The 26,732-nt window shown below is 64.6% G+C and carries 19 protein-coding genes; 12 read left to right on the plus strand and 7 right to left on the minus strand.

Annotated elements, in window-relative coordinates; translation table 11 throughout:
• The first annotated feature begins 61 nt into the window (after positions 1-61).
• On the plus strand, positions 62-568 hold the full coding sequence (gene greB / locus V3B64_RS10330) for a transcription elongation factor GreB (protein ID WP_121504573.1): 507 nt from the start codon (positions 62-64) through the stop codon (positions 566-568).
• Positions 569-726: 158 nt separating this feature from the next.
• Here greB and V3B64_RS10335 read toward each other — a convergent pair whose 3' ends face one another.
• Positions 727-1,563, minus strand: a complete 837-nt coding sequence (locus V3B64_RS10335) for a DUF3025 domain-containing protein (protein WP_329914096.1) — start codon at positions 1,561-1,563, stop codon at positions 727-729.
• A complete protein-coding gene (rimO, locus tag V3B64_RS10340; protein ID WP_329914097.1) occupies positions 1,560-2,921 on the minus strand; it encodes a 30S ribosomal protein S12 methylthiotransferase RimO in 1,362 nt (453 codons plus the stop codon). The genes V3B64_RS10335 and rimO overlap by 4 nt, the downstream gene beginning before the upstream one ends.
• A 203-nt stretch (positions 2,922-3,124) precedes the next feature.
• On the opposite strand from rimO, the gene V3B64_RS10345 reads away from it, so the two are divergent.
• The 3 genes from V3B64_RS10345 to V3B64_RS10355 are packed head-to-tail and all read left to right on the plus strand — an operon-like array spanning position 3,125 to position 4,398.
• A complete protein-coding gene (locus V3B64_RS10345; RefSeq protein ID WP_154264097.1) occupies positions 3,125-3,796 on the plus strand; it encodes a dienelactone hydrolase family protein in 672 nt (223 codons plus the stop codon).
• Positions 3,793-4,215, plus strand: a complete 423-nt coding sequence (locus V3B64_RS10350) for an HIT family protein (protein ID WP_049398714.1) — start codon at positions 3,793-3,795, stop codon at positions 4,213-4,215. Before V3B64_RS10345 ends, V3B64_RS10350 begins: the two co-directional genes overlap by 4 nt.
• Positions 4,216-4,230: 15 nt before the next feature.
• Positions 4,231-4,398: a DUF5668 domain-containing protein gene (locus V3B64_RS10355; RefSeq protein ID WP_005418011.1), complete on the plus strand. Its 168-nt coding sequence runs from the start codon at positions 4,231-4,233 to the stop codon at positions 4,396-4,398.
• A gap of 96 nt (positions 4,399-4,494) precedes the next feature.
• On the opposite strand, the gene dcd is transcribed toward V3B64_RS10355, so the two are convergent.
• Positions 4,495-5,067 carry a dCTP deaminase gene (gene dcd, locus V3B64_RS10360; RefSeq protein ID WP_010483020.1) on the minus strand — a complete coding sequence of 191 codons (573 nt, stop codon included), beginning with the start codon at positions 5,065-5,067 and terminating at the stop codon, positions 4,495-4,497.
• Positions 5,068-5,144: 77 nt separating this feature from the next.
• A complete protein-coding gene (gene apbC / locus V3B64_RS10365) occupies positions 5,145-5,999 on the minus strand; it encodes an iron-sulfur cluster carrier protein ApbC (protein ID WP_026347084.1) in 855 nt (284 codons plus the stop codon).
• A 214-nt stretch (positions 6,000-6,213) separates the two neighbouring features.
• Between apbC and V3B64_RS10370 the strand changes: the two genes are divergently transcribed.
• From V3B64_RS10370 to V3B64_RS10405, 8 genes are all read left to right on the plus strand, one after another.
• Positions 6,214-9,003 (plus strand): TonB-dependent receptor, encoded by a 2,790-nt coding sequence (locus tag V3B64_RS10370; protein ID WP_329914098.1) that lies wholly within the window; start codon positions 6,214-6,216, stop codon positions 9,001-9,003.
• A 342-nt stretch (positions 9,004-9,345) separates the two neighbouring features.
• Positions 9,346-12,153, plus strand: coding sequence for a TonB-dependent receptor (locus V3B64_RS10375; protein WP_329914099.1), 2,808 nt, complete (start codon positions 9,346-9,348; stop codon positions 12,151-12,153).
• A 169-nt stretch (positions 12,154-12,322) separates the two neighbouring features.
• Positions 12,323-14,350 (plus strand): prolyl oligopeptidase family serine peptidase, encoded by a 2,028-nt coding sequence (locus V3B64_RS10380; RefSeq protein WP_049398711.1) that lies wholly within the window; start codon positions 12,323-12,325, stop codon positions 14,348-14,350.
• A 186-nt stretch (positions 14,351-14,536) separates the two neighbouring features.
• Positions 14,537-17,389, plus strand: coding sequence for a TonB-dependent receptor (locus tag V3B64_RS10385; protein ID WP_121504576.1), 2,853 nt, complete (start codon positions 14,537-14,539; stop codon positions 17,387-17,389).
• A gap of 190 nt (positions 17,390-17,579) precedes the next feature.
• Positions 17,580-19,682 carry a M13-type metalloendopeptidase gene (locus V3B64_RS10390; RefSeq protein WP_329914100.1) on the plus strand — a complete coding sequence of 701 codons (2,103 nt, stop codon included), beginning with the start codon at positions 17,580-17,582 and terminating at the stop codon, positions 19,680-19,682.
• Between the two features lie 308 nt (positions 19,683-19,990).
• The gene (locus V3B64_RS10395; RefSeq protein WP_049460715.1) at positions 19,991-21,997 is read left to right on the plus strand and encodes a M13 family metallopeptidase; all 2,007 of its coding nucleotides are present in this window, start codon (positions 19,991-19,993) and stop codon (positions 21,995-21,997) included.
• A 126-nt stretch (positions 21,998-22,123) separates the two neighbouring features.
• The gene (locus V3B64_RS10400) at positions 22,124-22,618 is read left to right on the plus strand and encodes a VOC family protein (RefSeq protein WP_032128230.1); all 495 of its coding nucleotides are present in this window, start codon (positions 22,124-22,126) and stop codon (positions 22,616-22,618) included.
• A gap of 77 nt (positions 22,619-22,695) precedes the next feature.
• Positions 22,696-24,279 (plus strand): NAD(P)/FAD-dependent oxidoreductase, encoded by a 1,584-nt coding sequence (locus V3B64_RS10405; RefSeq protein WP_329914101.1) that lies wholly within the window; start codon positions 22,696-22,698, stop codon positions 24,277-24,279.
• 281 nt (positions 24,280-24,560) lie between these two features.
• Here the strand turns inward: V3B64_RS10405 and V3B64_RS10410 are convergent, their stop codons facing one another.
• From V3B64_RS10410 to V3B64_RS10420, 3 genes are all read right to left on the minus strand, one after another.
• Positions 24,561-25,235: a rhomboid family intramembrane serine protease gene (locus V3B64_RS10410; protein ID WP_032128229.1), complete on the minus strand. Its 675-nt coding sequence runs from the start codon at positions 25,233-25,235 to the stop codon at positions 24,561-24,563.
• Positions 25,236-25,328: 93 nt separating this feature from the next.
• Complete coding sequence (locus V3B64_RS10415; RefSeq protein WP_258015697.1) at positions 25,329-25,667, minus strand: MGMT family protein; 339 nt, start codon at positions 25,665-25,667, stop codon at positions 25,329-25,331.
• A complete protein-coding gene (locus tag V3B64_RS10420; protein ID WP_049423794.1) occupies positions 25,664-26,584 on the minus strand; it encodes a DMT family transporter in 921 nt (306 codons plus the stop codon). The genes V3B64_RS10415 and V3B64_RS10420 overlap by 4 nt, the downstream gene beginning before the upstream one ends.
• Between the last annotated feature and the right edge of the window lie 148 nt (positions 26,585-26,732).

Consider the following 26,732-nt stretch of genomic DNA (forward strand, 5'->3'; position numbering starts at 1 on the left):
GGAGGCCTTTCCTGCGGAAAGGATCCGGCCCCATCGTTCCCCTGAAAAGAAGTCGCACCACATGTCGCGTTGGCGTCCCCCTGCAGAAAAGAGTACCGCCCTGATCACCGCCTCCGGCCACGCCCGGTTGAAGGCCGAACTGGATGAGCTGTGGCGGTTGCGCCGCCCGGAGGTGGTGAAGGCGCTGGCCGCTGCTGCCGCGGAAGGCGACCGCTCCGAGAACGCCGAGTACACCTATCGCAAGAAGCAGCTGGGTGAAATCGACCGCCGCGTGCGCTACCTGACCAAGCGGCTGGAATCGCTGCGCGTGGTCGACACCACGCCGACCGATCCGCAGGCGGTGTTCTTCGGTGCGTGGGTGGAACTGGAGAACGTGGACAGTGGCGACACCAGCCGCTATCGCATTGTCGGCCCGGATGAGACCGACGCAGGCCTGGGTTGGATCAGCATCGATTCGCCGCTGGCACGTGCACTGCTGAAGAAGCGGCTGGATGATGAATTCTCGGTGGAGCTGCCCGGCGGCCAGTTCACCTTTGCGGTAATCGGGGTGGAATACGAGCCGTTGTAGAGTCGACTGTCAGTCGACTACCGCGCGAAGCGCGGCACAAACCTCCGCAGCCGGAGGGCAAACGCACCGCGATCCTCAATCGCGGTTGATGACTCGCCGAAGCCATCTGTCAGGCGTTCACGGCCTCGGAACGAAGAGCAGTCGACTGACAGTCGACTCTACATAGCCCCGTGCAACGGCGGCGGATACTGGCGGCCAGCACGCAACGGGCGGAAGTACGCGGCATCTGCATAGAAGTCGGCGTCCTGTCTCTCGTGCCAGCCCGGAACTCCAGCCAACGGCAGCGGACGCAACTGCAGGGGATCGGTCACTGCCCTGCCTTCGGCGATGGCCGCGGTCACCGCGTCAACGCAGGTGTCATCGGCTTTGCCGAGCACCACCACGCACTTGCCCACCAGCCGGCGGCCCGGCAGCAGCGCCTGCTCCATCAGCGCGTGCCCGAATACCGCAGCGATGGCGATGTCGCCGCTCAGCCAGTGTCTCGATTCGAACAGCGCACACCAGTCGTGCACATCCCAGGCAGCCAGCAGCCTGTGATCGCGCACACGCACGATCACGCCGGTTTCGTCGAACTGGGTCAGTGCCGCCTGCGCGCGGTTGCGCTGGCCCGGCGGCATCGCCTCGACATGCCGGCATTGCTGCGCATTGAGCGCCTGCTTGAGCCGCGGGTATCGGGCCCACACCAGTGCGTTGAACAGGTCATGCCAGTTGTCGGCGCGGGTGGCGATGCGGCCCTGTGCGATGCGGGCTTCGTAGTGCAGGCCGTCGGCCAGCAGCGTGGCATCCTGCTCGACCAGCTGCTTGCCCGGTAGCGCGAGACGTGCCTCGAGCGCTGCAATGGACGGCCACTCCGGGCCTTCCAACAGATCACGAACGTCGCGCAATCCGGCAAACACCGGGTGCCCGAACACCTGTGGATCGACCGCCGCACGCGGCGGCGGCACGAAGCGGCGGGCGCCGCTGCCGTCACCGGCGGCGGCCGTCGCCGCGGTCACAGCATCTTGAGATCGAATGCCGGGCGGGTGGCGGCCGGCAGCGCGTCACCGTACAGGTCGTGCTCGTCGCTCTCGGTGATGTCCACGTCGACGAACTCACCCACGCGCAACGGCACCTGGTCGGCATTCTGGATGTGCACCAGGCCATCGATCTCCGGGGCATCGGCCTTGGAACGGGCCACCGCGATATCGCCTTCGATGGCGTCGACCAGGCACTGCTGCACGGTGCCGATCTTGGCCTCCAGGCGCGCAGCGGAAATCTGCGCCTGCTTTTCCATGAAGCGGGCCAGGCGCTCCTGCTTCACTTCCTCCGGCACCGCATCGGGCAGGTCGTTGGCGGTGGCACCCTCGACCGGCGAATAGGCGAACGCGCCGACGCGGTCCAGCTGCGCTTGGTCGAGGAACGACAGCAGCTCTTCGAACTCGGCCTCGGTCTCGCCGGGGAAGCCGACGATGAAGGTGGAACGCACGGTGATGTCCGGCGCGATACGGCGCCAGTTCTGCACGCGCTCCAGGGTCTTCTCGACCGCGCCGGGGCGCTTCATCAGGCGCAGGATGCGCGGGCTGGCATGCTGGAACGGGATGTCCAGGTACGGCAGGATGCGGTTTTCGGCCATCAGCGGCACCACCTCGTCCACGTGCGGGTACGGGTAGACGTAGTGCATGCGCACCCACGCATCCAGCTCGGACAGGCCTTCGCACAGCGCCTTCAGACGGGTCTGGTAGGCCTTGTCGCGCCACATCTTCTCGGCGTACTTCACGTCCACGCCGTAGGCCGAGGTGTCCTGCGAAACCACCAGCAGCTCGCGCACGCCACCACGCACCAGGCGCTCGGCTTCACGCAGCACTTCATCCACCGGGCGCGAGACCAGCTTGCCGCGCATCGACGGAATGATGCAGAAGCTGCACTTGTGGTTGCAGCCCTCGGAAATCTTCAGGTAGGCATAGTGACGCGGGGTCAGCTTGATGCCGTAGTCGGGCACCAGGTCCACGAACGGATCGTGCTTGGGCGGCAGCGCTTCGTGCACCGCTTCCATCACGCTCTGGTAGTCCTGCGGGCCGGACACCGCCAGCACGTTGGGGTACGCCTCGCGGATCTGCTCCGGGCGCTTGCCCAGGCAGCCGGTGACGATGACCTTGCCGTTCTGGTTCATCGCCTCGCCGATCGCGTCCAGCGACTCGGTCACCGCCGAATCGATGAAGCCGCAGGTATTGACCACCACCACGTCGGCCGAATCGTAGGACGGCACGATGTCGTAGCCTTCCGAGCGGAGCTGGGTAAGGATGCGTTCGGAATCGACAAGGGCCTTCGGGCAGCCAAGGCTGACGAAGCCGACTTTGGGGTTCAGCTGGGACATGGAATCGCGGGACTCTGGGGGCCTGGGCCCCTGCCGTCGTGGCAGGGGTTCCTGGGGGCCGGGGCCTGAAAGGGCGCCAGTATACCGGGGTTGGCGGCCGCGCTCTGAATGGCCAGCCGCCCGATCACGCACAGCCGCTGACACCGCGCTAACCCACGCAGCGCCGACAATGCGGTTCTGTTCCCCGCAACGAGATGGAAACGATGGCCGAGTGGATCACCCTGGATACGCATCACGGCCCGGTACGGGCCTGGCACGCCCTGCCGGAGGGCACCCCGCGTGGCGGGCTGGTGGTGGTGCAGGAAATCTTCGGCGCCAACCCGCACATCCGCGGCGTGGCCGAGCGCTTCGCGGCCGAAGGCTATGCGGTGCTGGCGCCGTCCTTTTTCGACCTGATTGACGGCACAGAAGCCGATCCGGACGCCCTGCCCTATGACGCCGACGGCGTGAAGCAGGGCCTGGAACGGGTGACCGCACTGGGCATGGAGAAGGCGCTGGAGGTGGTCCGTGCCGCAGCGACCCGGCTGGCCCCCTACGGCAAGGTCGGCACGGTGGGCTACTGCTGGGGCGGCACGGTGGCGATGCTGTCGGCCCTGCGCCTGGGCCTGCCCTCGGTCAGTTACTACGGTGCGCGCAACGTCCAGTTCCTGGATGAGACACCCAAGGCCCCGGTGATCTTCCACTTCGGTGCCCAGGACAAGAGCATCCCGCCGGAGGCCGTGCAGGCCCATCGCGAGAAGCTGCCGCAGATGGCCACCTTCGTCTATCCGGCCGACCACGCCTTCAACCGGGAGGTCGGACATGCGTATGATCCAGACAGCGCCACCCTGGCGCTGCAACGCACCCTGGACTTCTTCTCGGAGCATCTTGGATGAGCGAATTCGAACTCGATTCACGCCTGGCCACCGATAGCGTGCTGGTGGCGGAAGGACCGTTGTCGCAAGTGCGGCTGATGAACGACGAACGATTCCCCTGGCTGGTGCTGGTACCGCGCCTGGCCGGGGTGACCGAGTGGATCGAGCTGGACGGCGAGCAGCAGGACAAGCTGCGCACCGAGCTCAACCGCGCCTGCAAGGCCCTGAAGGGCGCCGACGGGGTGGAGAAGATCAACATCGGGGCGCTGGGCAACATCGTGCGCCAGCTGCATTTCCATGTAATCGGCCGCCATGACGGCGACCCCGCGTGGCCAGGCCCGGTCTGGGGCAGTGGCCCCGCGCACCGCTACGAGCCGGGTGCGCTGGACCAGCATGTCGCCTACTGGAAGGAACGGCTAGGATATCCAGCCCAGTCCTGAGCGTTTGCCGACCCGATGCGATTCAACCTCGTTGCCGCCGTCCTGCTGATCCTGATCGGCCTGTTCATGCTCGCCAGCAACCTCGGCTGGACGCACCTGAACCTGTCCAAGCTGCTGTTGACCTGGTGGCCGGTGGCACTGGTGGGCGTGGGCATCGCGATGCTGTTCGGTCGCGGGAAATAAGCTGGCGCCGGGCCATGCCCGGCGAGCGCAGCGTGTGGCCGCACCCATGAAAACGCCGGGCATGCCCGGCGTTTTCGTCATGCGATGGCGCGCCGCTCAGGTCCGCGGCAGGGTCACGCCGGTCTGGCCCTGGTACTTGCCACCACGATCGCGGTACGACGTCTCGCAGATGTCATCGGCGGCCGCCTGGAAGAACAGCATCTGCGCCACGCCTTCATTGGCGTAGATGCGTGCCGGCAGCGGCGTGGTGTTGCTGAATTCCAGGGTGACGTGGCCTTCCCACTCCGGCTCCAGCGGGGTCACGTTGACGATGATGCCGCAGCGCGCGTAGGTGCTCTTGCCCAGGCACACCACCAGGGTGTCGCGCGGGATGCGGAAGTACTCCACGGTGCGCGCCAACGCGAAGCTGTTGGGCGGGATGATGCATTCATCGCCGACGATATCCACGAAGCTGCCCGGATCGAAGTGCTTGGGATCGACGATGGTCGAGTTGATGTTGGTGAACACCTTGAACTCGCGCGAGCAGCGCACGTCGTAGCCGTAGCTGGAGGTGCCATAGCTGACGATGCGCTCGCCGTTGGCCTGCTTGACCTGCCCGGCCTCGAACGGCTCGATCATGCCGTGCTGCTCGGACATGCGGCGGATCCAACGGTCACTCTTGATGCTCATGCTTTGTCCTGGGGTACGAGGGGGCGCGAGGATTCTAGCAGGGGGCCGGGCGTCGCCGGCGGCCCCTGCCCTGGCACTTACAGCAGCGACGACAGGATCGGGATCGAGGCACGCGGACGCTTGCCAACCTCCTCGATCAGGCGCTGGGCGGCATGGCGGTAGGCCTGGGCCGGGACCGAATCCGGCTGGGCCACGGTGATCGGGGTACCGGAATCGCCCTGCTCGCGGATGCCGATCTGCAGCGGCAACGAACCCAGCAACGGCACGCCGTACTGCGCGGCCATGCGCTCGCCGCCGCCCTCGCCGAACAGGTGCTCGACATGCCCGCAGCTGCTGCAGGTATGCACCGCCATGTTCTCGACGATGCCGAGCACCGGCACCTCGACCTTCTCGAACATCTTCAGCGCCTTCTTCGCATCCAGCGTGGCGATGTCCTGCGGGGTGGTGACGATCACCGCGCCGGCCAGCGGGATCTTCTGGGTCAGGGTCAGCTGGATGTCACCGGTGCCCGGTGGCAGGTCGATCAGCAGGTAGTCCAGGTCATCCCACAGGGTGTCATTGAACAGCTGGGTCATCGCCGAGGTGGCCATCGGTCCACGCCAGATCATCGGCGTGTCTTCTTCGATCAGGTAGCCGATCGACATGGTGTCCACGCCGAACGCACGCAGCGGCTCGATGCTCTTGTTGTCGGGGCTTTCCGGGCGACCGGACAGGCCCAGCATGGCCGGCACGCTCGGCCCGTAGATGTCCGCATCAAGCACGCCCACGCGTGCGCCGAGCTGCTGCAGGGCCACGGCCAGATTGACCGCAGTGGTCGACTTGCCGACGCCGCCCTTGCCCGAACCAACCGCGATCACGTTGCGGATGCGGGCATGCGGCGTAAGTCCCTTCTGGACCTGGCTTGCATGGGGACGGCGGGGAGAACTGTTCACAACGAGCACCGGCGGGGTCAGGGGGAATAACCGAGCATCATACAAGCTGGACGTAACCTGACTGAAATTCAGGATTGCTACAGATTCGTGCACAGATTGTTAAGTTCATGTTACGTTCGACCCGCACTGTTTTGGGCTGCGGAGCTGGCATTTCCAGCCCGCGCGATGGCGCATGCGCAGTGCCGTTTTTGTTTTTGCTCTCCAATGGAACTACATGAACTACGTAAGCAACACCGCACGTCGCAACACGCTCGCCGTCGCCCTGATTTCCGCTCTGGTGGCCGCCGCCCCGGCAATGGCCCAGGACAAGGCGACCAACCTGGACAAGATCACCGTCACCGGTTCGCTGATCCCGCAGACCCAGGTTGAAACCCAGACCCCGGTGATGTCCATCACCGCCCAAGACATCCAGACCCGCGGCTTCAGCAGTGTTGCTGAAGTGCTGCAGCAGTCGTCGCTGACCACCGGCGGCCTGCAGGGTGGCCAGACCTCGGGTTCGTTCACCCAGGGCGCCGAAGCTGCCGGCATGTTCGGCCTGAACCCGGGCTACACCAAGTACCTGATCAACGGCCGCCCGATGCTCTCGTATCCGGCGCTGTACAACGGCAGCGAAACCTTCAACAACATCAGCGGCATTCCGATCGACATCGTCGAGCGCATCGAAGTGCTGCCGGGCGGCCAGTCCTCGCTGTACGGCTCGGACGCAATCGCCGGTGTGGTCAACATCATCCTGAAGGAGCGCATGGACGGCGGCACCATGACCCTCCGTGGCGGCACCTACACCGAAGGCGGTGGCAGCAACATCCGCTTCAGCGCCGCCAAGGGCATCAACGCCTTCGACGACCGCTTCCATGCACTGTTCAACGTGCAGATCGAGAACGGCAGCCCGATCTGGGGCTACCAGCGCGACATCACCCGCCAGAACAACCCGGTCGGCTACACCGCCCAGGTTCCGTCGAACGACTTCGCCGTCATCACCAACGCTGACAACAAGCTGCTGATGATGGACCCGAGCCGTTGCGCGAACGTCGCTGGGCTGTATGACGGCACCACTGTGGTCGGCCAGCGCCCGTCGGGCGAGTCCTGCGGTTCGGTGTACAGCGCCGGCTACAAGACCCTGAAGAACGGCAAGAACAGCGGCCAGTTCTACTCGTCGATGACCTTCGACGTGAACGACAACTTCCAGCTGTTCGCCGATGTGCTGTACAGCAAGGAAAAGACCGAGTTCACCTCCGGCTCCAGCGCCCTGTGGTGGGGCACCAAGTCGGTCATGGGCGGCTTCTACGACCAGGGCCTGGGCAAGGTCGTGAACCTGCAGCGCGCCTTCGCGCCGGAAGAAATCGGCCCGGGCCACTACAACAACATCATGAACTCCGACGAAAGCCGTGCCTACCAGGTCACCCTGGGCGGCAAGGGCATGGTCGGCGACTGGGACTACAGCGCCAGCTTCACCCGTGGTGAGTACCGCCTGGACCAGAACCGCTTCGTGCGCTGGAAGGACAAGATCGAAGATTTCTTCGGCCAGACCGTGCTGGGCCCGCGCCTGGGCACCTCGGCTGGCGGCTTCGGCATCTACAACCCGGACTACGCGGCCTTCTACTCGCCGATCACCCCGGACCAGTTCGCCAGCTTCACCGGCTACGGTACCCATCGCAGCAAGACCTGGCAGAACCTGGGCCGCGTGCAGGTGACCAACGGCTCGCTGTTCAGCCTGCCGGGCGGTGACGCTGGCCTGGCCGTCGTGCTGGAAGGTGGCAGCGAAGGTTGGGACTACTCGCCGGACCAGGCGTTCGTTGATGGCAATGTGTGGGGCACCACCGCCGTCGCCGGTGCCGGCCACCGCAGCAACTATGCGGTCACCAGCGAGCTGCGCATGCCGCTGCACGACAAGCTGACCGTCAGCGCGTCGGGCCGCTATGACGCCTTCAAGATCGCCGATAAGACCGTCGACAAGGCCACCTACAGCATCGGTCTGGAATTCCGTCCGATCGAGAGCCTGCTGCTGCGTGGCAAGTACGGTACCGCCTTCCGCGCGCCGACCCTGTCCGATGCCTTCCAGGGCATGAGCGGTTCGTACTCGTCCGGCCAGAACGACTACTACCGCTGCAGCCAGCTGGGCTACGGCCTGCGTGACGAGGCCTGCTCGTTCTACAAGAACACCTCGGTGTACAGCGAAAAGTCCGGCAACCCGGACCTGAAGCCGATCACCGCCGACGTCTGGAGCGCAGGCGTGGTGTGGGCCCCGGTCAGCAACTTCTCGCTGTCGGCCGACTACTACAACTGGAAGATCAAGAACGAGGTCAAGACCCTCAGCAGCGACCAGCTGCTGCTGGCCGAGTACCAGTGCCACAACGGCCTGCCGAACAACACCTCGGCCAGCTGCGGTGACGTGACCAACTGGGTGTCCCGCGATGCCGGTGGCAACCTGACCCGCGTGTACACGCCGAAGCTCAACGTTGCCAGCCAGAACCTGGAAGCGGTGACCGTGGCGGCCAAGTACCAGCAGGATATCGGCCGCTTCGGCTCGCTGATGTTCTCCGGCAACTACACCAACATGCTGAAGCGTGAAGTGCAGCCGATGCCGGGTGCCGCCAAGCTGGATCTGCTGAGCGATCCGTACAACATGTGGTACTACGACAACTTCGCCAAGGTCCGCGGCGATCTGTCGGTGGCCTGGAACATCGCCAAGTTCACCACCACCGTGTACGCCAACTACGTCGGCAGCACCCCGAACTACCTGGCCTACACCGGCCGCAGCTACGGCTACGTCCACTCCTCCGGCGCCAAGGCCGGCAAGTGGGGTTCGTACACCACGTACAACCTGAGCATGAACTACCAGGCACAGGAAGATCTGGTCCTGTCGCTGATGGTCAACAACGTGTTCAACAAGCTGCCGGAAGGCCAGCGCTACAACTACCCGGGCAACGAATCGACCCCGTTCAATGACGGCTTCTACAGCGTCTACGGCCGCCAGATCTCGGCCCAGGTCAAGTACAACTTCTGATCCCGTCGTTTTCCGGACTTCGTGTCTGGACCAGGCCCCGCTTCGGCGGGGCCTTTTTTTTGGTTCCAGGAAGCCTTCGGTAAAGCATTGATGCAGAAGCAGCAAATGCACTACGAAAGAATGCCATTCATATCGCCATCTTTTGAAACACTCCAAAACAATTGGCGTTAGTCATTGATATATCGCCAGTTTTCAGGCAAAAGCCCGATTGACGAAATGACGATCGTGTGTTCCCTGCGTTAAGTGCGTGTTACGGTCCGGCTGAATGGAATGCAACTGAACAGATCGTTAAGCCGACACGGAAGCCGGTAGCCAAGACATCGCTCACTACGGGGATTTTCCATGTCTCGCCATCGTTCCACACTCTCGCGCCACCCACTGACGCTCGCCCTGCTCGGCACACTGCTCGCCTCCGGCACGGCCCTGGCGCAAAGCGGCAATGCACCGACCCAGCTTGACCGCCTGACGGTCACCGGTTCGCTGATTCCGCAGACCGAGATCGAGAACCACACGCCGGTCCTGACCGTGACCGCAGAGGACATCCAGACCCGCGGCTTCACCAGCGTTGCCGATGTCCTGCAGCAGTCCTCGCTGTCCACTGGCGGCCTGCAGGGTGGCCAGACCTCGGCCTCGTTCACCCAGGGCGCCGAAGCCGCCGGCATGTTCGGCCTCAGCCCGGGTTACACCAAGTACCTCATCAACGGCCGCCCGATGCTTTCGTATCCGGCGCTGTACAATGGCGGCGATACGTTCAACAACATCAGCGGCATTCCGATCGACATCGTCGAGCGCATCGAGATCCTGCCGGGCGGCCAGTCCTCACTGTATGGCTCCGATGCGATCGCTGGCGTGGTCAACATCATCCTCAAGGAACGCATGGATGGTGGCGTCCTCAACGTCCGTGGCGGTGCCTACAGCGAAGGCGGCGGCAACAGCTTCCGCTTCAGCGGCGCCCGCGGCTTCAATGGTGTCGATGACCGCTTCCACGCGCTGGTCAATGTGCAGTACGAAAAGACCAGCCCGATCTGGGGCTACCAACGCGATCTGACCAAGGTCAACAATCCCGACGGCTACAGCCCGCAGTACGTCTCCAACGATTTCCTGGTGCTGCTGCCGGCCAACAACAACCGTTACGCGATGATGGACCCGAACCTGTGCGCCAACGTCGCCGGGCAGTTCGATGGCACCACCGTGCTCGGCACCCGGCCCACCGGCCAGGCATGCGGCTCGACCTATGGCACCGGCTACAAGACCATCAAGAACGGCAAGGAAAGCGCGCAGATCTACAGCTCTGCCACCTTCGACGTGAATGACAATTTCCAGCTGTTCGGCGATGCGCTGTACAGCCTGGAAGAGGTCAAGTACGCGACGGGTTCCGGCTACACCTGGTGGGGCACCTCTTCCGGTTGGGGCCGCTTCTACGACCAGGCCAGCGGCCAGTACATGAACCTGCAGCGCGTGTTCGCCCCGGAAGACATCGGCGGCGCCGGCTACCGCGACATCATGAACACCGACCGCAACAAGGCCTATCAGGTGACGCTGGGCGGCCGCGGCACGGCCGGCAACTGGGACTACAGCCTCAGCTTCACCCGCGGCGAGTACAAGCTGACCGAGCGCAACTTCGTGCGCTGGAATGACCCGATCAACGATTACTTCGAACAGCGCGTGCTCGGCCCGGTGCTGGGAACCACCAGCACCGGCTACGACATCTACAGCCCGAACTGGGAAGCCTTCTACGCGCCGCTGCCGGCCGGTGACTTCCAGACCTTCACCGGCTACAGCTACAGCCAGAGCCGCACCTGGCAGAACCTGGCCCGTGCACAGGTCACCAATGGATCACTGTTCAAGCTGCCCGGCGGCGACGCCGGCCTGGCCGTGGTCGTTGAAGGTGGAAGCGAAGGCTGGGACTACAGCCCCGATCCGGGCCTGATGGATGGCAGCGTCTGGGGCACCACGGCGGTCTCCGGTGCCGGCCACCGCAGCAACTATGCGGTGACCGGCGAACTGCGCCTGCCCCTGCATGACATGCTGACGGTGACCGGTTCCGGTCGCTACGACGCCTTCAAGATCGGCAGCAACACCGTCGACAAGTCCACCTACAGCATCGGCGTCGAGTTCCGTCCGATCGAAAGCCTGCTGTTCCGCGGCAAGTACGGTACGGCGTTCCGCGCTCCGACGCTGTCCGACGCGTTCCAGGGCCGTAGCGGCTACTACGCCAACGGCTCCACCGACTACTACCGCTGCGGCCAGTTGGGCTACGACCCGGCCAACACCACCGGTTGCCCGTATGACAGCGTCTCGGTGTTCGGCACCCGCGCCGGCAATCCGGACCTGGAACCGATCACCGCCGACGTCTGGAATGCAGGTGTTGTGTGGGCACCGATCAACAACCTGTCGCTGTCGGTGGACTACTACAACTGGAAGATCAAGAACGAGGTCGATACGCTCAGCTCCGACCAGCTACTGCTGGCTGAGTACTACTGCCGTGGCGGCCAGGCCAACAACACCTCGGCCAGCTGCCAGAACGTCAACGACTGGATCACCCGCGATGCGTCCGGCGTGCTGGACGAGATCTATACCCCGAAGATGAACGTCGCCCGCCAGAACCTGGAAGCGCTGACCGCCAGCTTCAAGTACGTGCACGACATGGGCCGCTTCGGTTCGCTTCAGTTCTCGGGCAACTACACCGACATGCTCAAGCGCGAACTGCAGCCGCAGCCGGGCGATGAGTTCCTGGACCTGCTGCGTGACCCGTACGCGATGTGGGTGTACGACTCGTACGCCAAGGTGCGCGCCGATGGTTCGGTCGGCTGGGCCAAGGACAAGTGGACCACCACCCTGTACGCCAACTACATTGGCAAGACGCCGAACTACATGGCGTACGTGGGCAATGGCTACGACTACGTCCACAGCTCCGGCTACAAGGCAGGCAAGTGGGGCTCCTACACCACTTACAACCTGAGCGTGAACTACCGTGCGTTGGACAACCTGACCCTGTCGCTGATGGTCAACAACGTGTTCAACAAGATGCCGGACAACCAGCGCTTCAGCTTCGCCGGCACCAGCGGCCAGCCGTACAACAATTACCTGTACAACGCCTACGGGCGTGCCATCTATGTGCAGGCCAAGTACGAGTTCGGCGATCACTGATCCAGGCCCTTGCCGCACCAAAGACCCCGCCCCCGGCGGGGTCTTTTTTTGCTGGTCGCCCCTCCAGGGCGTGACGCGCGCCCGGGCATTCACGCCAAGTTGACTGGATTCACGTCTTCGTTCATCTTCAGGTCATATTGATGTGCCCGCCACAAGGACCCTGCCGACCATGGAACTGCGCTTGTCCCCCGCCCGCCTTGGCGCCGCCGCACTGGCGGCGCTGTGCATTGCCCCTGCCCTCGCAAGCCCTCTGCCAGCCGAGGATTTCGCCAAGATCCCCACCATCCAGTCGGTCACCATGAGCGCCGACGGCAAGCAGCTGGTCGCGATCGTCGCCGCGCCCGGCAGCGACAACAGCGATACCGCCCTGGCCAACTGGAACCTGGATAACCTCGGCGCCGGTCCGGTCGCCATCACGCCATCCGGTGACCGGATGAAGTTCATCGCGGCAAGCGCACTGAAGGCGGGACGCAACCTCGTCATCGGGCGCCAGGAATGGACAGGCAAACTCGGCGGCTGCGGTGAAGGCAACAGTACGGGAGCCACCAAGACCTTCCTGACCAAGGCCTACCTCACCGACGCCACCCAGACCAAGTTCGACGAGGCGTTCGCCAACAACACCCGCACGCTCGGGGTCAGCCCCGAGACCCTTCGCTGCCTCGAACTTGCGGGTACCGCCTCGCTCGTCCATGGGCTGCCGCTGGATGCAGACAGGGTCATCATCAGCCAGCTCAATGAGGCCACGCTGCAGGCCAACTACTACCGCTTCAACCTGCGCACGGGCCAGACCGAACTGCTGTTCAAGGGCAGCTCCCGCACGTCACCCGGCCTGTTCCATCCCCGCACAGGTGAAGTCCTTACCCAGACCCAGGTCGAATCCGCCGGCTCCGACGATTTCGAACAACGCATTCTGATCAAGAACAGCGCCGGCCAGTTCGAAGTGCACGCCCCCCTGACCACCCGACTGAGCGAACGCTATACGGTGGAAGTCGTCGGCATAGACGATGACAGCGGCAAGCTGTACGTGCTGACCGACCAGTTCTCCGATCTGGTGCAGGCGCGACTGTACGATCCTGCCAAGAAGGAGTTCGACAAGGAGCCTCTGGCCGCCCATCCATCCTTCTCGATCAGTTCACTGATCCTGGGCACGCGCAAGAGCAACTTCAACCAGGTCCTCGGCTTCTATATCGACGGTCCGCAGCGACAGGCCGTGTACGTGGATCCGCAGATGAAGGCCCTGCAGGAGGGCCTGCAGAAAGCCTATCCCGGCCTGAGCATCTACATCACCGGCTACAACGACGACCTTTCGCGCGTCCTGTTCACCACGGAAAGCAACCGCAACCCGAAGAGCTACTTCATCCTGGCCGATCGCAAGGATGTCGTGCCACTCGGCAATGAGCGCCCCTGGGTGGACAGCAAACAGATTGGCGAACAACGCTGGGTGACCTACACCGCACGCGATGGGCTGCAGATTCCAGCGATTCTGGATCTCCCGCCGGGCTGGAAGCAGGGCGACGGCCCGCTGCCGGCACTCGTTCATCCGCACGGCGGGCCGTGGGCGCGCGACTACACTGGCTGGGATGCATCCGGCTGGGTGCCGTTCTTCACTTCGCGCGGCTACGCCGTGTTGCGTCCTCAGTACCGCGGCAGCGCCGGCCTTGGCCGCAAGCTCTGGCTGGCAGGTGACGCCGAGTGGGGCCAGAAGATGCAGGACGACAAGGATGACGGCGCCGCCTGGCTCGTCTCACAGGGCATCGCCGCCAAGGACCGTATCGCGATCTTCGGCTATTCCTACGGTGGTTTCGCGGCTGCCGCTGCAACGGTCCGAAGCCCATCGCCCTACCAGTGCGCCATCGCGGGTGCCCCGGTCACTGATCTTGGCCGGCTGGGCACCTCCTGGAGCCAGAACCGCCTGCAACGCATTCTGCAGGGGCGCACGGTGAAGGGCATGGACCCGATGCAGAACACTGCGAAGGCCACGATTCCTCTGCTGACCTTCGTCGGTGACCGTGACGTACGCACGCCGTCCTTCCATGCGAGGAACTTCTACAACGGCGTACAGGGCAAGGTGCCGGCCCGGTTCGAGCTGATCCCCGACATGCCGCACAGCATGCCGTGGTACCCCGTGCACTTCCGGACGACATTGACGCTCATGGCCGACTACCTGAGCAAGGATTGCGGCCCCGGCGGCCTCTGATCCCTCCCCGGGCACCCTCGCTTTCACCAAGCCCCTGCCGGCCAGGCAGGGGCTTTTTCATGCCCCAAATACTGAATTTCCCTATAACAACAGCAAGTTAAGAGATTTTAATATTCATGTTGCATTTACTTTACGCGACTCATACACTCCATTAACCGAAGCATAACAAGTGGGGATCAAACCGAAATGCGCAACGCCAACCGCCAATCTAAGCCAAGCCGCGTCCCGTTGACTCTTGCTGTGCTGGCCTGCCTGCAGGTCGCACCGGCTCTGGCCCAGGAATCCACCCAGCAGGAAGCAAAGGCGTCAAGCAGCTCAAGCACTTCCACCCGCGCAACCGATCTTGACAAGGTCACAGTCACCGGCTCCCTGATCCGCCGTGCGGACTACGAGACCACTTCGCCGGTGTTCACCATCAACGCCGAAACCAACGCGAAGCAGGGCCAGGTCAACGTGGCCGAGTTCCTGCAGAAGTCGGCCATCGGTTCGGCCGAAACCCAGATCACCCACCAGTTCGGCGGCTTCGTCGTGGACGGCGGCACCGGCGTACAGACCGTGTCGCTTCGCGGCCTGGGCGCCAACCGCACCCTGGTGCTGCTCGATGGCCAGCGCCCCGGCCCGGCCGGTACCCGTGGCGCCGTCGGCGCCTTCGACCTGAACGTCATTCCCACCGCCATCCTGCAGCGTGCCGAGATCGTGAAGGACGGTTCGTCCTCGATCTATGGTTCCGACGCCGTGGCCGGTGTGGTCAACCTGATCACCAAGAAGAACATCGAGCGCCCGGAGCTGACCGTTACCGGCCGCGTCCCGACCGAAGGCGGCGGTGAAGTGTTCTCGGCGTCGCTGGCCAATGGCTGGAACTTCGAGAAGGGCAGCATCATCGCTGCCGTCGAGTGGTATCAGCACAACGAGCTGACCCGTGGCGACCGCGACTTCCTCAACTGCAGCAACGACCTGGTCAAGGACGCCGACGGCAACCGCATCGACCGCGAAGATCGTTCGCTCAATGCCGGTACGCCGCTGGCCAACTGCGTCAACATGCTGCACAACGTGGTCGACATCGGCAGCACCCGCTATGTGCCGTCGGGTGATGGCACCACTGTCGGCCCGCTGCCGGGCTACCGCCCGCGCAAGACCCAGAGCTACGCGCGCGGCCAGGCCTTCTTCGATGAGCCGGTGAACTTCGCGCGCTGGGGCCAGGGCCACATCATCAACAAGCAGGAGCGGAAGACCGCCTACGTGGCCACCGACTTCGGCTTCGATTCGGTCAACTGGAAGACCCAGTTCCTGTTCAACCGTCGCGAAACCGAGACGTTCTCCTGGCGCCAGTTCTTCCCGTATGCCTACATCCCGGGTACCGAGATCGTCGCCAACCCGGTGATGCTGTTCAAGTCCCAGCAGGATGTCACCGTCGATTACTTCTACGCCGCCACCAAGCTTGACGGCCTGTTCAAGGGCACCGACACCTGGGCGTGGGAAGTCAACGCGAACTTCAGCCACTCCAGTGGCAAGTACGGCAATCTGGCCATCCAGGCCTCCAAGAGCGGCGACCTGGACTACACCGACGCGCCGCCGGCGGTGAACTACTTCGACCCGGACTACCTGAGCGGCCGCAAGGTCGACGAGCTGGTCGACAAGCTCGGTGCGTGGGACTGGGGCAAGACCACTTACAAGCAGGCTACCATCAACGCCATCGTCAGCGGCGACCTGTTCGAGATGCCGGCCGGTGCGGTCGGTTTTGCGGGCGGCCTGGAATACCGCTATTACTCGCTCAACGACCAGCCGAGCGAACTGTCCCGCACTGGCGACATCTGGGGCTCGTCCTCGGCTGATGTGACCAAGGGCAACGACAAGGTCAAGGAAGCCTTCGTCGAGTTCGACGTGCCACTGCTGAAGGGCCTGCCGGCGGTGGAATCGCTGAGCCTGAACGCCTCGGGTCGCGTGTTCAAGTACGACAACGTTGCCGATTCGGACAATGTCTGGAAGGTCGGCCTGAACTGGCAGGTCATTCCGTCGCTGCGTCTGCGCGGTTCGATCGGCACCTCCTACCGCGCGCCGGGCCTGTACGAGCTGTACCTTGGCAACGAGACTGGTTTCTTCCAGCAGGCGAACGATCCGTGCGTACGCTGGGGTGAAAGCTCCAATACCAATTACCAGGCCAACTGTGCGGCCGCAGGTATCCCGGCCGACTATGCCGGCGGCGGCAGCAGCGGCACGGTGTACCGCCAGGGCGGTGGTAATTCGCTGATTCCGGAAACTTCGCGTGCGAAGACCGCCGGTATCGTGTTCACCCCGACCTTCGCCAACCTGAGCGTGGCCATCGATTACTTCGACTACGAAGTGAGCAATGAAATCGCGCAGTTGGGCAGCACCAACGTCATGCGTGGCTGCTACGGCGGCACGGTGTACCCGAACAGCTACTGCGATCTGCTGACCCGCAATCCGGCCAGTGCTACCCAGCCGTATGCGGTGACCCAGATCCAGAACAAGTTCATCAACATCAACAAGCAGCGCACCCGTGGCTACGACCTGACCGCAAACTTCGACCACGATTTCTCGTTCGGCAAGTTCTCGGCCGAGACCCAGGTCACCTACACGATCGAAGACACCCAGGAAGTGTTCTCCAGCGCAGCTGCGAGCGGCCTGGAATCCTCGGAGCTGCTGGGTGACATCGGCCGTCCGAAGGTGGTGGGCAACCTGGCGCTGAGCCTGACCCGTGGTGACTGGTCGTACAACTGGCTGACCACCTACATCCACAAGACCGAAGACATCGATCTGAGCCCGGTGTTCACCTACCAGGGTCGTCCGAACTCCTATCGTGACATCGTGGCCGACTCGCGCATCTACCACACCGCTTCGGTCAGCTACGCGCAGGCCGATTGGGAAATCCTGGTGGGCGTCAGCAACATCTTCAACAAGACCCCGCCGTTGGTTTCCATCGGTGTCGCCGATTCCCGCTACGGCAACGTACCGGCCTTCGCCACCCAGTACGACTACTACGGCCGCACCCCGTTCGTGCGTCTGAAGTACAAGTTCTGATCCACGCCTTATCGCAGTACCCCGACAGACCCGGCTTTTGCCGGGTCTGTCTTTTCCGGCCCACGAAGCGGCCCCCTTGCGCCCGGCCATGACCTTCGACACCCTTGCAGGGCAGGCCGGCGGCGTATTGTTCGGCCCACGGCCGTCCCCGCGGCCCTTCCCTGACTCACTCGGCCTGGAGGCCATCAAAGTGACCCGTACTCCCAAGATCGTGCTGCTGACCCTGGCCGTTTCGGCCGCGCTGGTCGGCTGCGGCAAGAACGAAACCCCGGCCAAGGATGCCACCGCCTCCACGCCGGCCGCGGCCGAAGCCACCAACTACACGCTGGACGAGAGCAAGCTGCCGGCCTACAACGCCTTCCAGCCCAGCGATCTGGATGCCAGCAAGGACGCCTGTGGCGCCTTCGGCGACTACGTGAACAGCAAGTGGCTGGCCGCCAATGAAATTCCGGGCGACCGCACCAGCTGGGGCGCGTTCACCATCCTCGACGAGCGTTCGGTAGCCGTGCAGCACCAGTTGGCTGAACAGGTCGCGCAGGTCAAGAACCCGAACCATATCGAGAAGATCGTCGGCGACCTGTGGGCCACCGGCATGGACGAAGCCAAGATCAATGCCCAGGGCATCGAGCCGCTGAAGGCCGACCTCACCGCGATCGACGGCCTGCAGGACAAGGCGGCCATCGCCGACTACCTGCGCAGCAGCGCGGCCAAGGGTGACAACGTCCTGTTCGGCTTCGGCGCCGAAGCCGACTTCAAGAACTCGGCCGTCAACCTGGCCTACGCCAGCCAGGGCGGCCTGGGCCTGCCGGACAGCACCTACTACACCGATGCCAAGAACGCCGACAAGCTGAAGGCCTACCAGGCGCACGTCGCCAAGGTGCTGGAGCTGTCCGGCGTCGCCGCTGCCGACGCTGCCAAGCAGGCCGAGGACGTGGTCAAGTTCGAGACCCGCCTGGCCAAGGCCTCCAAGTCGCGCGTGGAGCTGTCGCGCAACGTCGAGCTGTACTACAACCCGGTCACCCTGGCCGACGCTGACAAGCTGACCCCGAACTTCAGCTGGACCGAGTTCTTCAAGTCGCAGGGCGTAGCCGCGCCGGAGAAGTTCTCGCTGGCCATGCCGGCCTTCCATGAGGAAGTGAGCAAGGCGCTGGGCGATACCGATCCGTCGGTGTGGCGCGCCTACCTGCGCTTCCACACCGTGGACAGCGCCTCGCCGTACCTGGCCGATGCCTTCGTGCAGGAGAACTACGAGTTCTACGGCAAGACCCTCAACGGCCAGAAGGAACAGAAGCCGCGCTGGAAGCGCGTGCTGGGCACCATCGAGAACGACGCCGGTGAAGCCTTCGGCCAGCTGTACGTGAAGGTTGCCTTCTCGCCGGAAGCCAAGGCGAAGATGGAAGAGCTGGTGAAGAACCTGGCCGCTTCGCTGAAGGAACGCATCCAGGGCCTGAGCTGGATGAGCGATGAAACCAAGGCCAAGGCCATCGCCAAGTGGGAAACCTTCACTCCGAAGATCGGTTACCCGGACAAGTGGCGTGACTGGGCGGGCCTGCAGACCCAGCGCGACAGCTACCTGGGCAATGTGCGCGCAGCCAGTGAGTTCAACTACAAGTTCAACCTGTCCAAGATCGGCAAGCCGGTGGACAAGACCGAGTGGGGCATGACCCCGCAGACGGTCAACGCTTACTACAACCCGCTGCAGAACGAGATCGTGTTCCCGGCCGCCATCCTGCAGCCGCCGTTCTTCGATCCGAAGGCCGACGACGCACTGAACTATGGCGGCATCGGTGCGGTGATCGGCCACGAAATGACCCACGGTTACGACGACCAGGGTGCACGCTTCGGGCCGACCGGCAACATGGAAGACTGGTGGACCGCCGCTGACAAGAAGAACTTCGAAGGCTTGACCGGCAAGCTGGTCAAGCAGTTCGACCAGTACAAGGTCGACGGCCAGGCCGTGAACGGTCACCTGACCCTGGGCGAGAACATCGCCGACCTGGGCGGCCTGGCTACCGCCTACGACGCCCTGCAGAAGGCGTCCGCCGGCAAGGAAGATGCAAAGGTCGATGGATTCACCCGCGACCAGCGCTTCTTCTTCAACTGGGCCACCGTGTGGCGCACCAAGTACACCCCGGAAAACGCCAAGGTCCGCCTGGCCACCGACCCGCACGCGCCGGCGCAGTTCCGCGCCATGGGTGCGCCGTCGAACCTGCCGACCTTTGCCGCGGCCTTCCAGTGCAAGGCCGGTTCGCCGATGGACCGCGCCGGCGAGCAGCAGGTGGTGATCTGGTAAGCCCTGGCTGATGCCAAGGTAGACCTGCAGAGGCCCGGGAACTCCCGGGCCTTTGTTTTTTGCGGCGCCCGTCATCCACGCATGGCGTGGATCTGCTGCGCCTGTGCAGGCCCACGCCATTGGCAGATGCCGACCTTGGTCGGCGCACGGCACGGCGGAGCCACCGTGATGCATGCATGCGGTGTCGATGCCACACACCCGGTAGCGCCGGGCCATACCCGGCGGATGCGCCGTGATGCGTGCATGCCGCGCCCATGCGCGGCTTGCTATAGTGCGCGCGCCCTCAATCCATCACGGATTCGTTCCACATGCCCAATTTCCGTCCGCTTGCCATCGCCCTGGGCATCAGCCTGGCGACTCTGGTCCCGACCCACGATGCCTTCGCCGCCAAGAAAAAGGCCGCGCGTGCCCCGGCTGTCAGTGCCCAGTGCAGCGACTTCTACGACGCCACCAATGCAGGCTGGCTGAAGGCCAACCCGGTGCCGCAGACCGGCGCCACCACCGCGCTGGGCCAGCTGGTCGACCGCAGCCGCCAGCAGCAGCGTGAACTGCTCGACGCAGCGATGAAGGCGCCGCAGGGCAACGTGCAGAAGCTGCTGGGTGACTTCTGGGCCAGTGGCCTGGACGAAGCGGCCGTGGAAGCAGACGGCTCCAACCCGATCGCCCCGCTGCTGACCCGCATCAACGCCATCAAGAAGGCCAAGGATGTGCCGGCCTCGATCGCCGCACTGCACCAGGTCGGCATCCCGGTGGCATTCAATTTCGGCCCCGACGTCGATCTGAAAGCGCTGGACCGTCACATCGGCTACTTCATGCAGGGCGGCATGGGCCTGCCGGATCCGGCGTTCTATACCCGCACCGACGCCGACACCGTGGCGCTGATGGGCCGCTACCGCAACTACGTCAAGCAGATCCTGGCGCTGACCGGCACCCCGGCGGCCAAGCTGGATGCCGAGTCGCAGGCGGTGATCGCGCTGGAAACCGAGCTGGCACGCAATGCACAGTCGCTGGCCGGCATCAACAACCCGTTCAACAACTACGCGCCGATCTCCACCAAGGAGCTCAACAGCCGCTACCGCAACCTGCAGCTGGATGCCTTCCTGAAGGCACAGGGCGTGGATGACGACCTGGTCTCGCTGGCCGACCCGGGCCTGTTCAAGCAGCTCGACGGCATGGTCACCAAGCTCAAGCCGGACCAGTGGAAGGCCTACCTGCGCTGGCGCGTGGGCGACTCGATGGCACCGTACCTGTCCAAGGCCTACCGCGATGCCGAGTTCGAATTCCGCGGCCGCGTGCTGCGTGGCGAAACCCTGCCGCCGCAGCGCTGGGAAGACGTGCTGGAGGCGATCAACGTAGCCGCTGGCCCGATGGTCGGTCGCGAATACGCTGCCCGTTACCTGTCCGCCGAAGATCGTCGCCAGGCGGCGTGGATCGTCGACAAGGTGCGCGAAGTGCAGATCGAAGCGGTCAAGAACAGCAGCTGGATGAGCACCGAAGCCAAGGCCGAAGCGCAGGCCAAGCTGGCTGCGCTGAAGATCGAGATCGGCACCCCGCTGCGCGACCTCGACTACAGCGTGCAGCCGATGGGCCGCGGTTCGTTCGGTGGCAACATGCTGATTGCTTCGACCTGGCGCCATCGCGAGGAAATGAAGCGCATCGGCAAGGGCAATGCCGACCGTCGCTGGGACGTGCTGCCGCAGCAGCCTTCGCTGGCCTACGATCTGGCCCAGAACCGCCTGATCGTCACCGCCGCGATCCTGCAGGGCCCGGTGTTCAACGCCAAGGCCGACGCCGCCGACAAGTTCGGCAGCTTCGGTGGCCTGGTCGGCCATGAGCTGACCCGCGCGATCGATGCCAAGGGCGCGCTGGTCGACGCCAAGGGCGAGCTGCGCAGCTGGTGGACCCCGGCCGACAAGACCGCCTGGACCCTGCTCGGTAACCGCGTGGCCGCGCAGTACAGCGCCTACGACTTCCCGGGCGTGAAGGGTGCCAAGGTCAACGGCACGCTCACCCAGGAAGAGAACCTGGCCGACATCGCCGGTCTGGAACTGGCCTGGGCGGCGTATGTCGCGCAGGAGCCGAAGGCCAAGCAGGCCCAGCAGCAGGGCTTCTTCCGCGCCTGGTCTGCGCTGTGGGCGCAGCAGCTGGCGCCGAACGAGGCCGTACGTCGCCTGACCGCCGACATCCGTGCACCGGGCCTGTGGCGCAGCAACGGCACGCTGGCCAACCTGCCGGCCTTCGGCGCCACCTTCAGCTGCAAGGCCGGCCAGCCGATGCAGCGCAGTGAAGCCGAGCAGATCAAGGTCTGGCGCTGATCCAGCTGCCACACGGGTAACGCTGAGGGCGCCTTCGGGCGCCCTCCTTTTTTGCAGGTGCAGCACGATCCCGGATTAACACCGCGCATGCTATCGCTGCGGCTTCGCCCAACGTGGAGCCCCGACATGGCACACAAGAACACGATCTGTGTCTGGTATGACAACGGCGCGCTCGAGGCCGCCACCTTCTACGCCAGTATCCTGCCCGACAGCGCGGTGACCGCCGTGCATCACGCCCCCGGTGACTATCCGGACGGCAAGGAAGGCAACGTACTGACCGTTGAATTCACGGTCTGCGGCATCCCCTGCGTCGGCCTCAACGGCGGCACCGCGTTCAAGCACAGCGAAGCGTTTTCCTTCCAGATCCAGACCGAGGACCAGGCCGAGACCGACCGCCTGTGGAATGCGATCGTCGGCAACGGTGGCCAGGAGAGCCAATGCGGCTGGTGCAAGGACCGCTGGGGCATCTCCTGGCAGATCAGCCCGCGCATGCTCATCGAAGCGGTGACCAGCCAGGACAAGGCACTGGCCAAGCGCGCATTCAACGCGATGATGCCGATGAAGAAGATCGACATCGCCACCATCGAAGCAGCGATCAAAAAAGGGGACGGAGGGGATTAAGTCGTTTTTTCCCCATTGCCGGTGACCCCATGCGAATTGCGACTTAATCCCCTCCGTCCCCTTTTTCCGAGGTGCAGATGACCTGGGATGCGATCATCGTTGGCGGTGGCCACAACGGCCTGGTCTGCGCGGCCTATCTGGCACGTGCCGGAAAGAAGGTGCTGGTGCTGGAACGTCGCTGCGTTCTTGGCGGCGCTGCAGTCACCGAGGAATTCCATCCCGACTTCCGCAATTCAGTCGCCTCGTACACGGTCTCGCTGCTGCAGCCGAAGGTGATCGACGACCTGCAGCTGCATGCGCATGGGCTGCGCATCGTCGCGCGCCCGGCCAACAACTTCCTGCCATTGCCCGACGACCGCTATCTGTTGTCGGCACCTGGCCGCACTCAGGCCGAAGTGGCGAAGTTCTCCGAGCGGGATGCGCAGCGCTTGCCCGCGTACGAGGCACGCCTGGAAATCTTCGCCGACGTACTGCGCGCATGGGCCCTGCGCGCGCCGCCCGACCTGGGTGTAGCAGGCGGTTGGCGTGCGCTGCCCGCACTATGGCAGATGGGGAAACTCGGCCGCGAACTGGCGGCGCTGGATGCGCCACTGCGGCAGGAACTGCTGGACCTGTTCACGCTGTCGGCGGCGGAGTACCTGGACCGTTGGTTCGAGAGCGAGCCGATCAAGGCGCTGTTCGGCTTTGATGGCATCGTCGGCAACTACGCAAGCCCGTATACAGCGGGCAGTGCCTACGTACTGCTGCACCACGTATTCGGCCAGTGCAATGGCGTAAAGGGTGCGTGGGGCCACGCGATCGGCGGCATGGGCGCGATCAGCCAGGCCATCGCCAGCGCGGCGCGCGAGGCCGGGGCCGAACTTCGCGTGGATGCCGGTGTGCAACAGGTACTGACCGAACAAGGCCGCGTCGTGGGGGTGGAACTGGTCAACGGCGAAACCCTGCGTGCACGCGCGGTGGTGGCCAACGTCAATCCGAAGCTGCTGTACGAACAGCTGCTGGAGCCGACGCAAGTACCCGCTGCCACACGCGAACGCATGACGAACTGGCGCTGCGGTTCCGGCACCTTCCGGATGAACGTGGCGCTGTCGCGGTTGCCGGACTTCCGTGCCCTGCCCGGCCCCGGCGATCACCTCAGCGCCGGCATCATCATGGCCCCCAGCCTGGACTACATGGACCGCGCCTGGCTGGATGCGCGCCGCGAAGGCTGGTCGCGCGAACCGATCGTAGAGATGCTGATTCCGAGCACGCTGGATGATTCACTGGCGCCGCGCGGGCAGCATGTGGCCAGCCTGTTCTGCCAGCACGTGGCGCCGGTACTGCCCGACGGGCGCCACTGGGATGATCACCGTGAGACTGTGGCGGACCTGATGATTGCCACCGTCGAACGGTATGCGCCCGGCTTTGCCGGCAGCGTGCTCGGTCGGCAGGTGCTGTCGCCGCTGGATCTGGAACGCACCTTCGGCCTGGTCGGCGGCGACATTTTCCACGGTGCGCTCAGTGCCAACCAGTTGTTCTCGGCTCGACCGATGGTCGGCCAGGCCGGCTACCGCGGCGCCCTTCCGGGGTTGTATCTGTGTGGGTCGGGTACCCATCCCGGTGGCGGTGTGACCGGTGCGCCCGGGCACAATGCCGCGCAGGTGGTGTTGCAGGATCTGTAGAGCCTCGCCATCGTGGAGGCGCGTGTACCCCGTCGCCTGCATCATCTGCTGTTGGTAGGTGCCAACCTTGGTTGGCACGAGGCAGCAAAGCGTGCCGACCAACGGTCGGCACCTACAGCATCAAATGATCCCGTTCAAAGCGCGCCAACCAAGGTTGGCACCTACCCGCGTGGGACAAGGCGTGCCGACCAACGGTCGGCACCTACAGCGTCAAATGATCCCATTCAAGGCGTGCCAACCAAGGTTGGCACCTACCCGCGTGAAGCGAGGCGCATCGCGCCTCACTTCACGCTGCGCAGATGGTTGGGGCGCTTCGGTGGGCCGGGCGGGCGGCGCTTGTTGAACGGCGATTGCCCGCGCCAGTAGCGGATCAGCAACCAGCCGAACAGCATGCCGCCCAGGTGCGCGAAATGGGCCACGCCGGGCTGCCAGCCGGTCATGCCCAGCACCAGCTCGCCCACACCGAACAGGATCACAAAGGTCCGTGCCTTCATCGGGATCGGCGGGAACAGCAGCATCACCCGCTGGTTGGGGAACAGCATGCCGTAGGCCAGCAGCAGGCCGAACACGCCACCGGAAGCACCCAGCACCGTGGCCGGGTTTTCCAGCAGCGTACCCACCAGCAGCTGGCAGACACCGGCACCGGCCACGCACACCAGGTAATACAGCAGGAAGCGCTTCTCGCCCCAGGTCTGCTCCAGCGGCGCGCCGAACATGAAGACCGCCAGCATGTTGAAGAACAGATGGCCGAAGCTGCCGTGCAGGAAGCCGTAGGTCAGCAGCTGCCAAGGCTGGAAGTTGCCGCCCGGCGAGAATGCGTCGAAGCCCTGCTGCAACGGTTGCAGCATGAACGGCTCGAAGGTCTGCATGCCGAGCAGGAACGGCTGCTGCAGCAGGAACAGGATCGCATTGGCGATCAGCAGGGCCTTGGTGACGGTAGGCAGTCGCGGGAACATGGGAGCACCGGCATGGAACGGCCTCCATCATAGCCGCAGCACCGTGTCTTGTTGGCGACCGGCAGGCGCGGCCTGTTCAGTCGCCAGCGTTGCTCAGCCCGGACCCCACACAGCGGCATCCAGTGCTGCCGCCGGATCAGCCGCCGGCATCCGCACCCGGCCGTTCTCCACCCGCACGCCCTCGGCGCGCAACCGCTGTGACTGCTCGCGCCAGCCGGCCGACCCTTCCTCCATGGCAATGCGCCCATCCGAGCGCAGCACGCGATGCCAGGGCAGGTCCGGGTCGTCGTTCTGGCCCAGGATGCGCGCGGTCAGGCGTGCACGCCCGGGCAGGCCCGCGCGCATCGCCACCTGCCCATAGCCCATCACCTGCCCCGCCGGGATCGCGCGGATCACCGCCAGGATGCGCGCACGCGCCTGCTCCGGCGTCAGCGCCGCAGGCGGGTTACCAGCAGAACGCCGATCAGCACCAGCACGGTGCCGGCGATCTGCGCCGGCCCCATCGGTTCGTCGAGCAGCCATAGGCTCATCACGATGGTGGAAACAGGGCCCAGCATACCGACCTGCGCGGCCAGCGACGAACCCACGCGCTGCACCGCCAGCATGATCGCCAGCACTGGCAGCACCGTGCACACGGTGGCATTGACCAGCGACAGCCACTGCACCGGCGCAGGCGCCTGCCACAACAACGGCAGCGGATGGGTCACCGCGAAATGCAGCAGCACCAGCACGCTGGCCACGCAGCTGGCGTAAGCGGTCAGCCGCACCGCTCCGATACGCGCGACCACCTGCCCGCTGCCGAACAGGTACAGCGCATAGCTGAGCGCACTGCCCAGCACCAGCAGGCTGCCAACGATGATCTGCCCACCCTCGCGCTGCAGGTCATGGCCGAACGCCAGCAGCACGCCCAGATAACTCAGCACCAGCGCACCGATCTGCCATCGGCCCGGCCGCTGGCGCGCCAGCAGCACGTTGATCAGCAGCACCAGGGTCGGGTTCAAGTACAGGATCAGCCGTTCCAGCGTCACGCTGATGTACTGCAGGCCCTGGAAGTCGAGCAGGCTGGACAGGTAGTAGCCGGTGAAACCCAGCCACAGCACGCGGGCGCGGTCGGCCCAGGACAGTGGTTCGGCCCGACGCGCGGCCCACAGCGCCATCAGTACGAACAGCGGCAGCGCCATCAGCATGCGCAGGGCAAGCAGCGTGGTGGCATCCACGCCGTGACGCAGGCCGAGCTTGACAATGATCGCCTTGCCGGAAGCAGCGATGGCGCCGATCGCGGCCAGGCCGATACCCCCCAGCGCAATGCGTGGGGAGGCGGTGGCGATACGGGAAGCGGGATTGGACATCAGGACGACGGCGGGCCGCTCGGAGCGGCCCGGGAAAGCGTGGGGGCGCCCATTGTCGCACGGGGGCGTCCGGTGCCCGCCTTGTAGAGTCGAGCCATGCTCGACTGTCTTTCCACCGCAGTCGAGCATGGCTCGACTCTACAAAGAG

The organism is Stenotrophomonas sp. SMYL86 (assembly GCF_036320025.1).
Taxonomy (GTDB): domain Bacteria; phylum Pseudomonadota; class Gammaproteobacteria; order Xanthomonadales; family Xanthomonadaceae; genus Stenotrophomonas; species Stenotrophomonas maltophilia_A.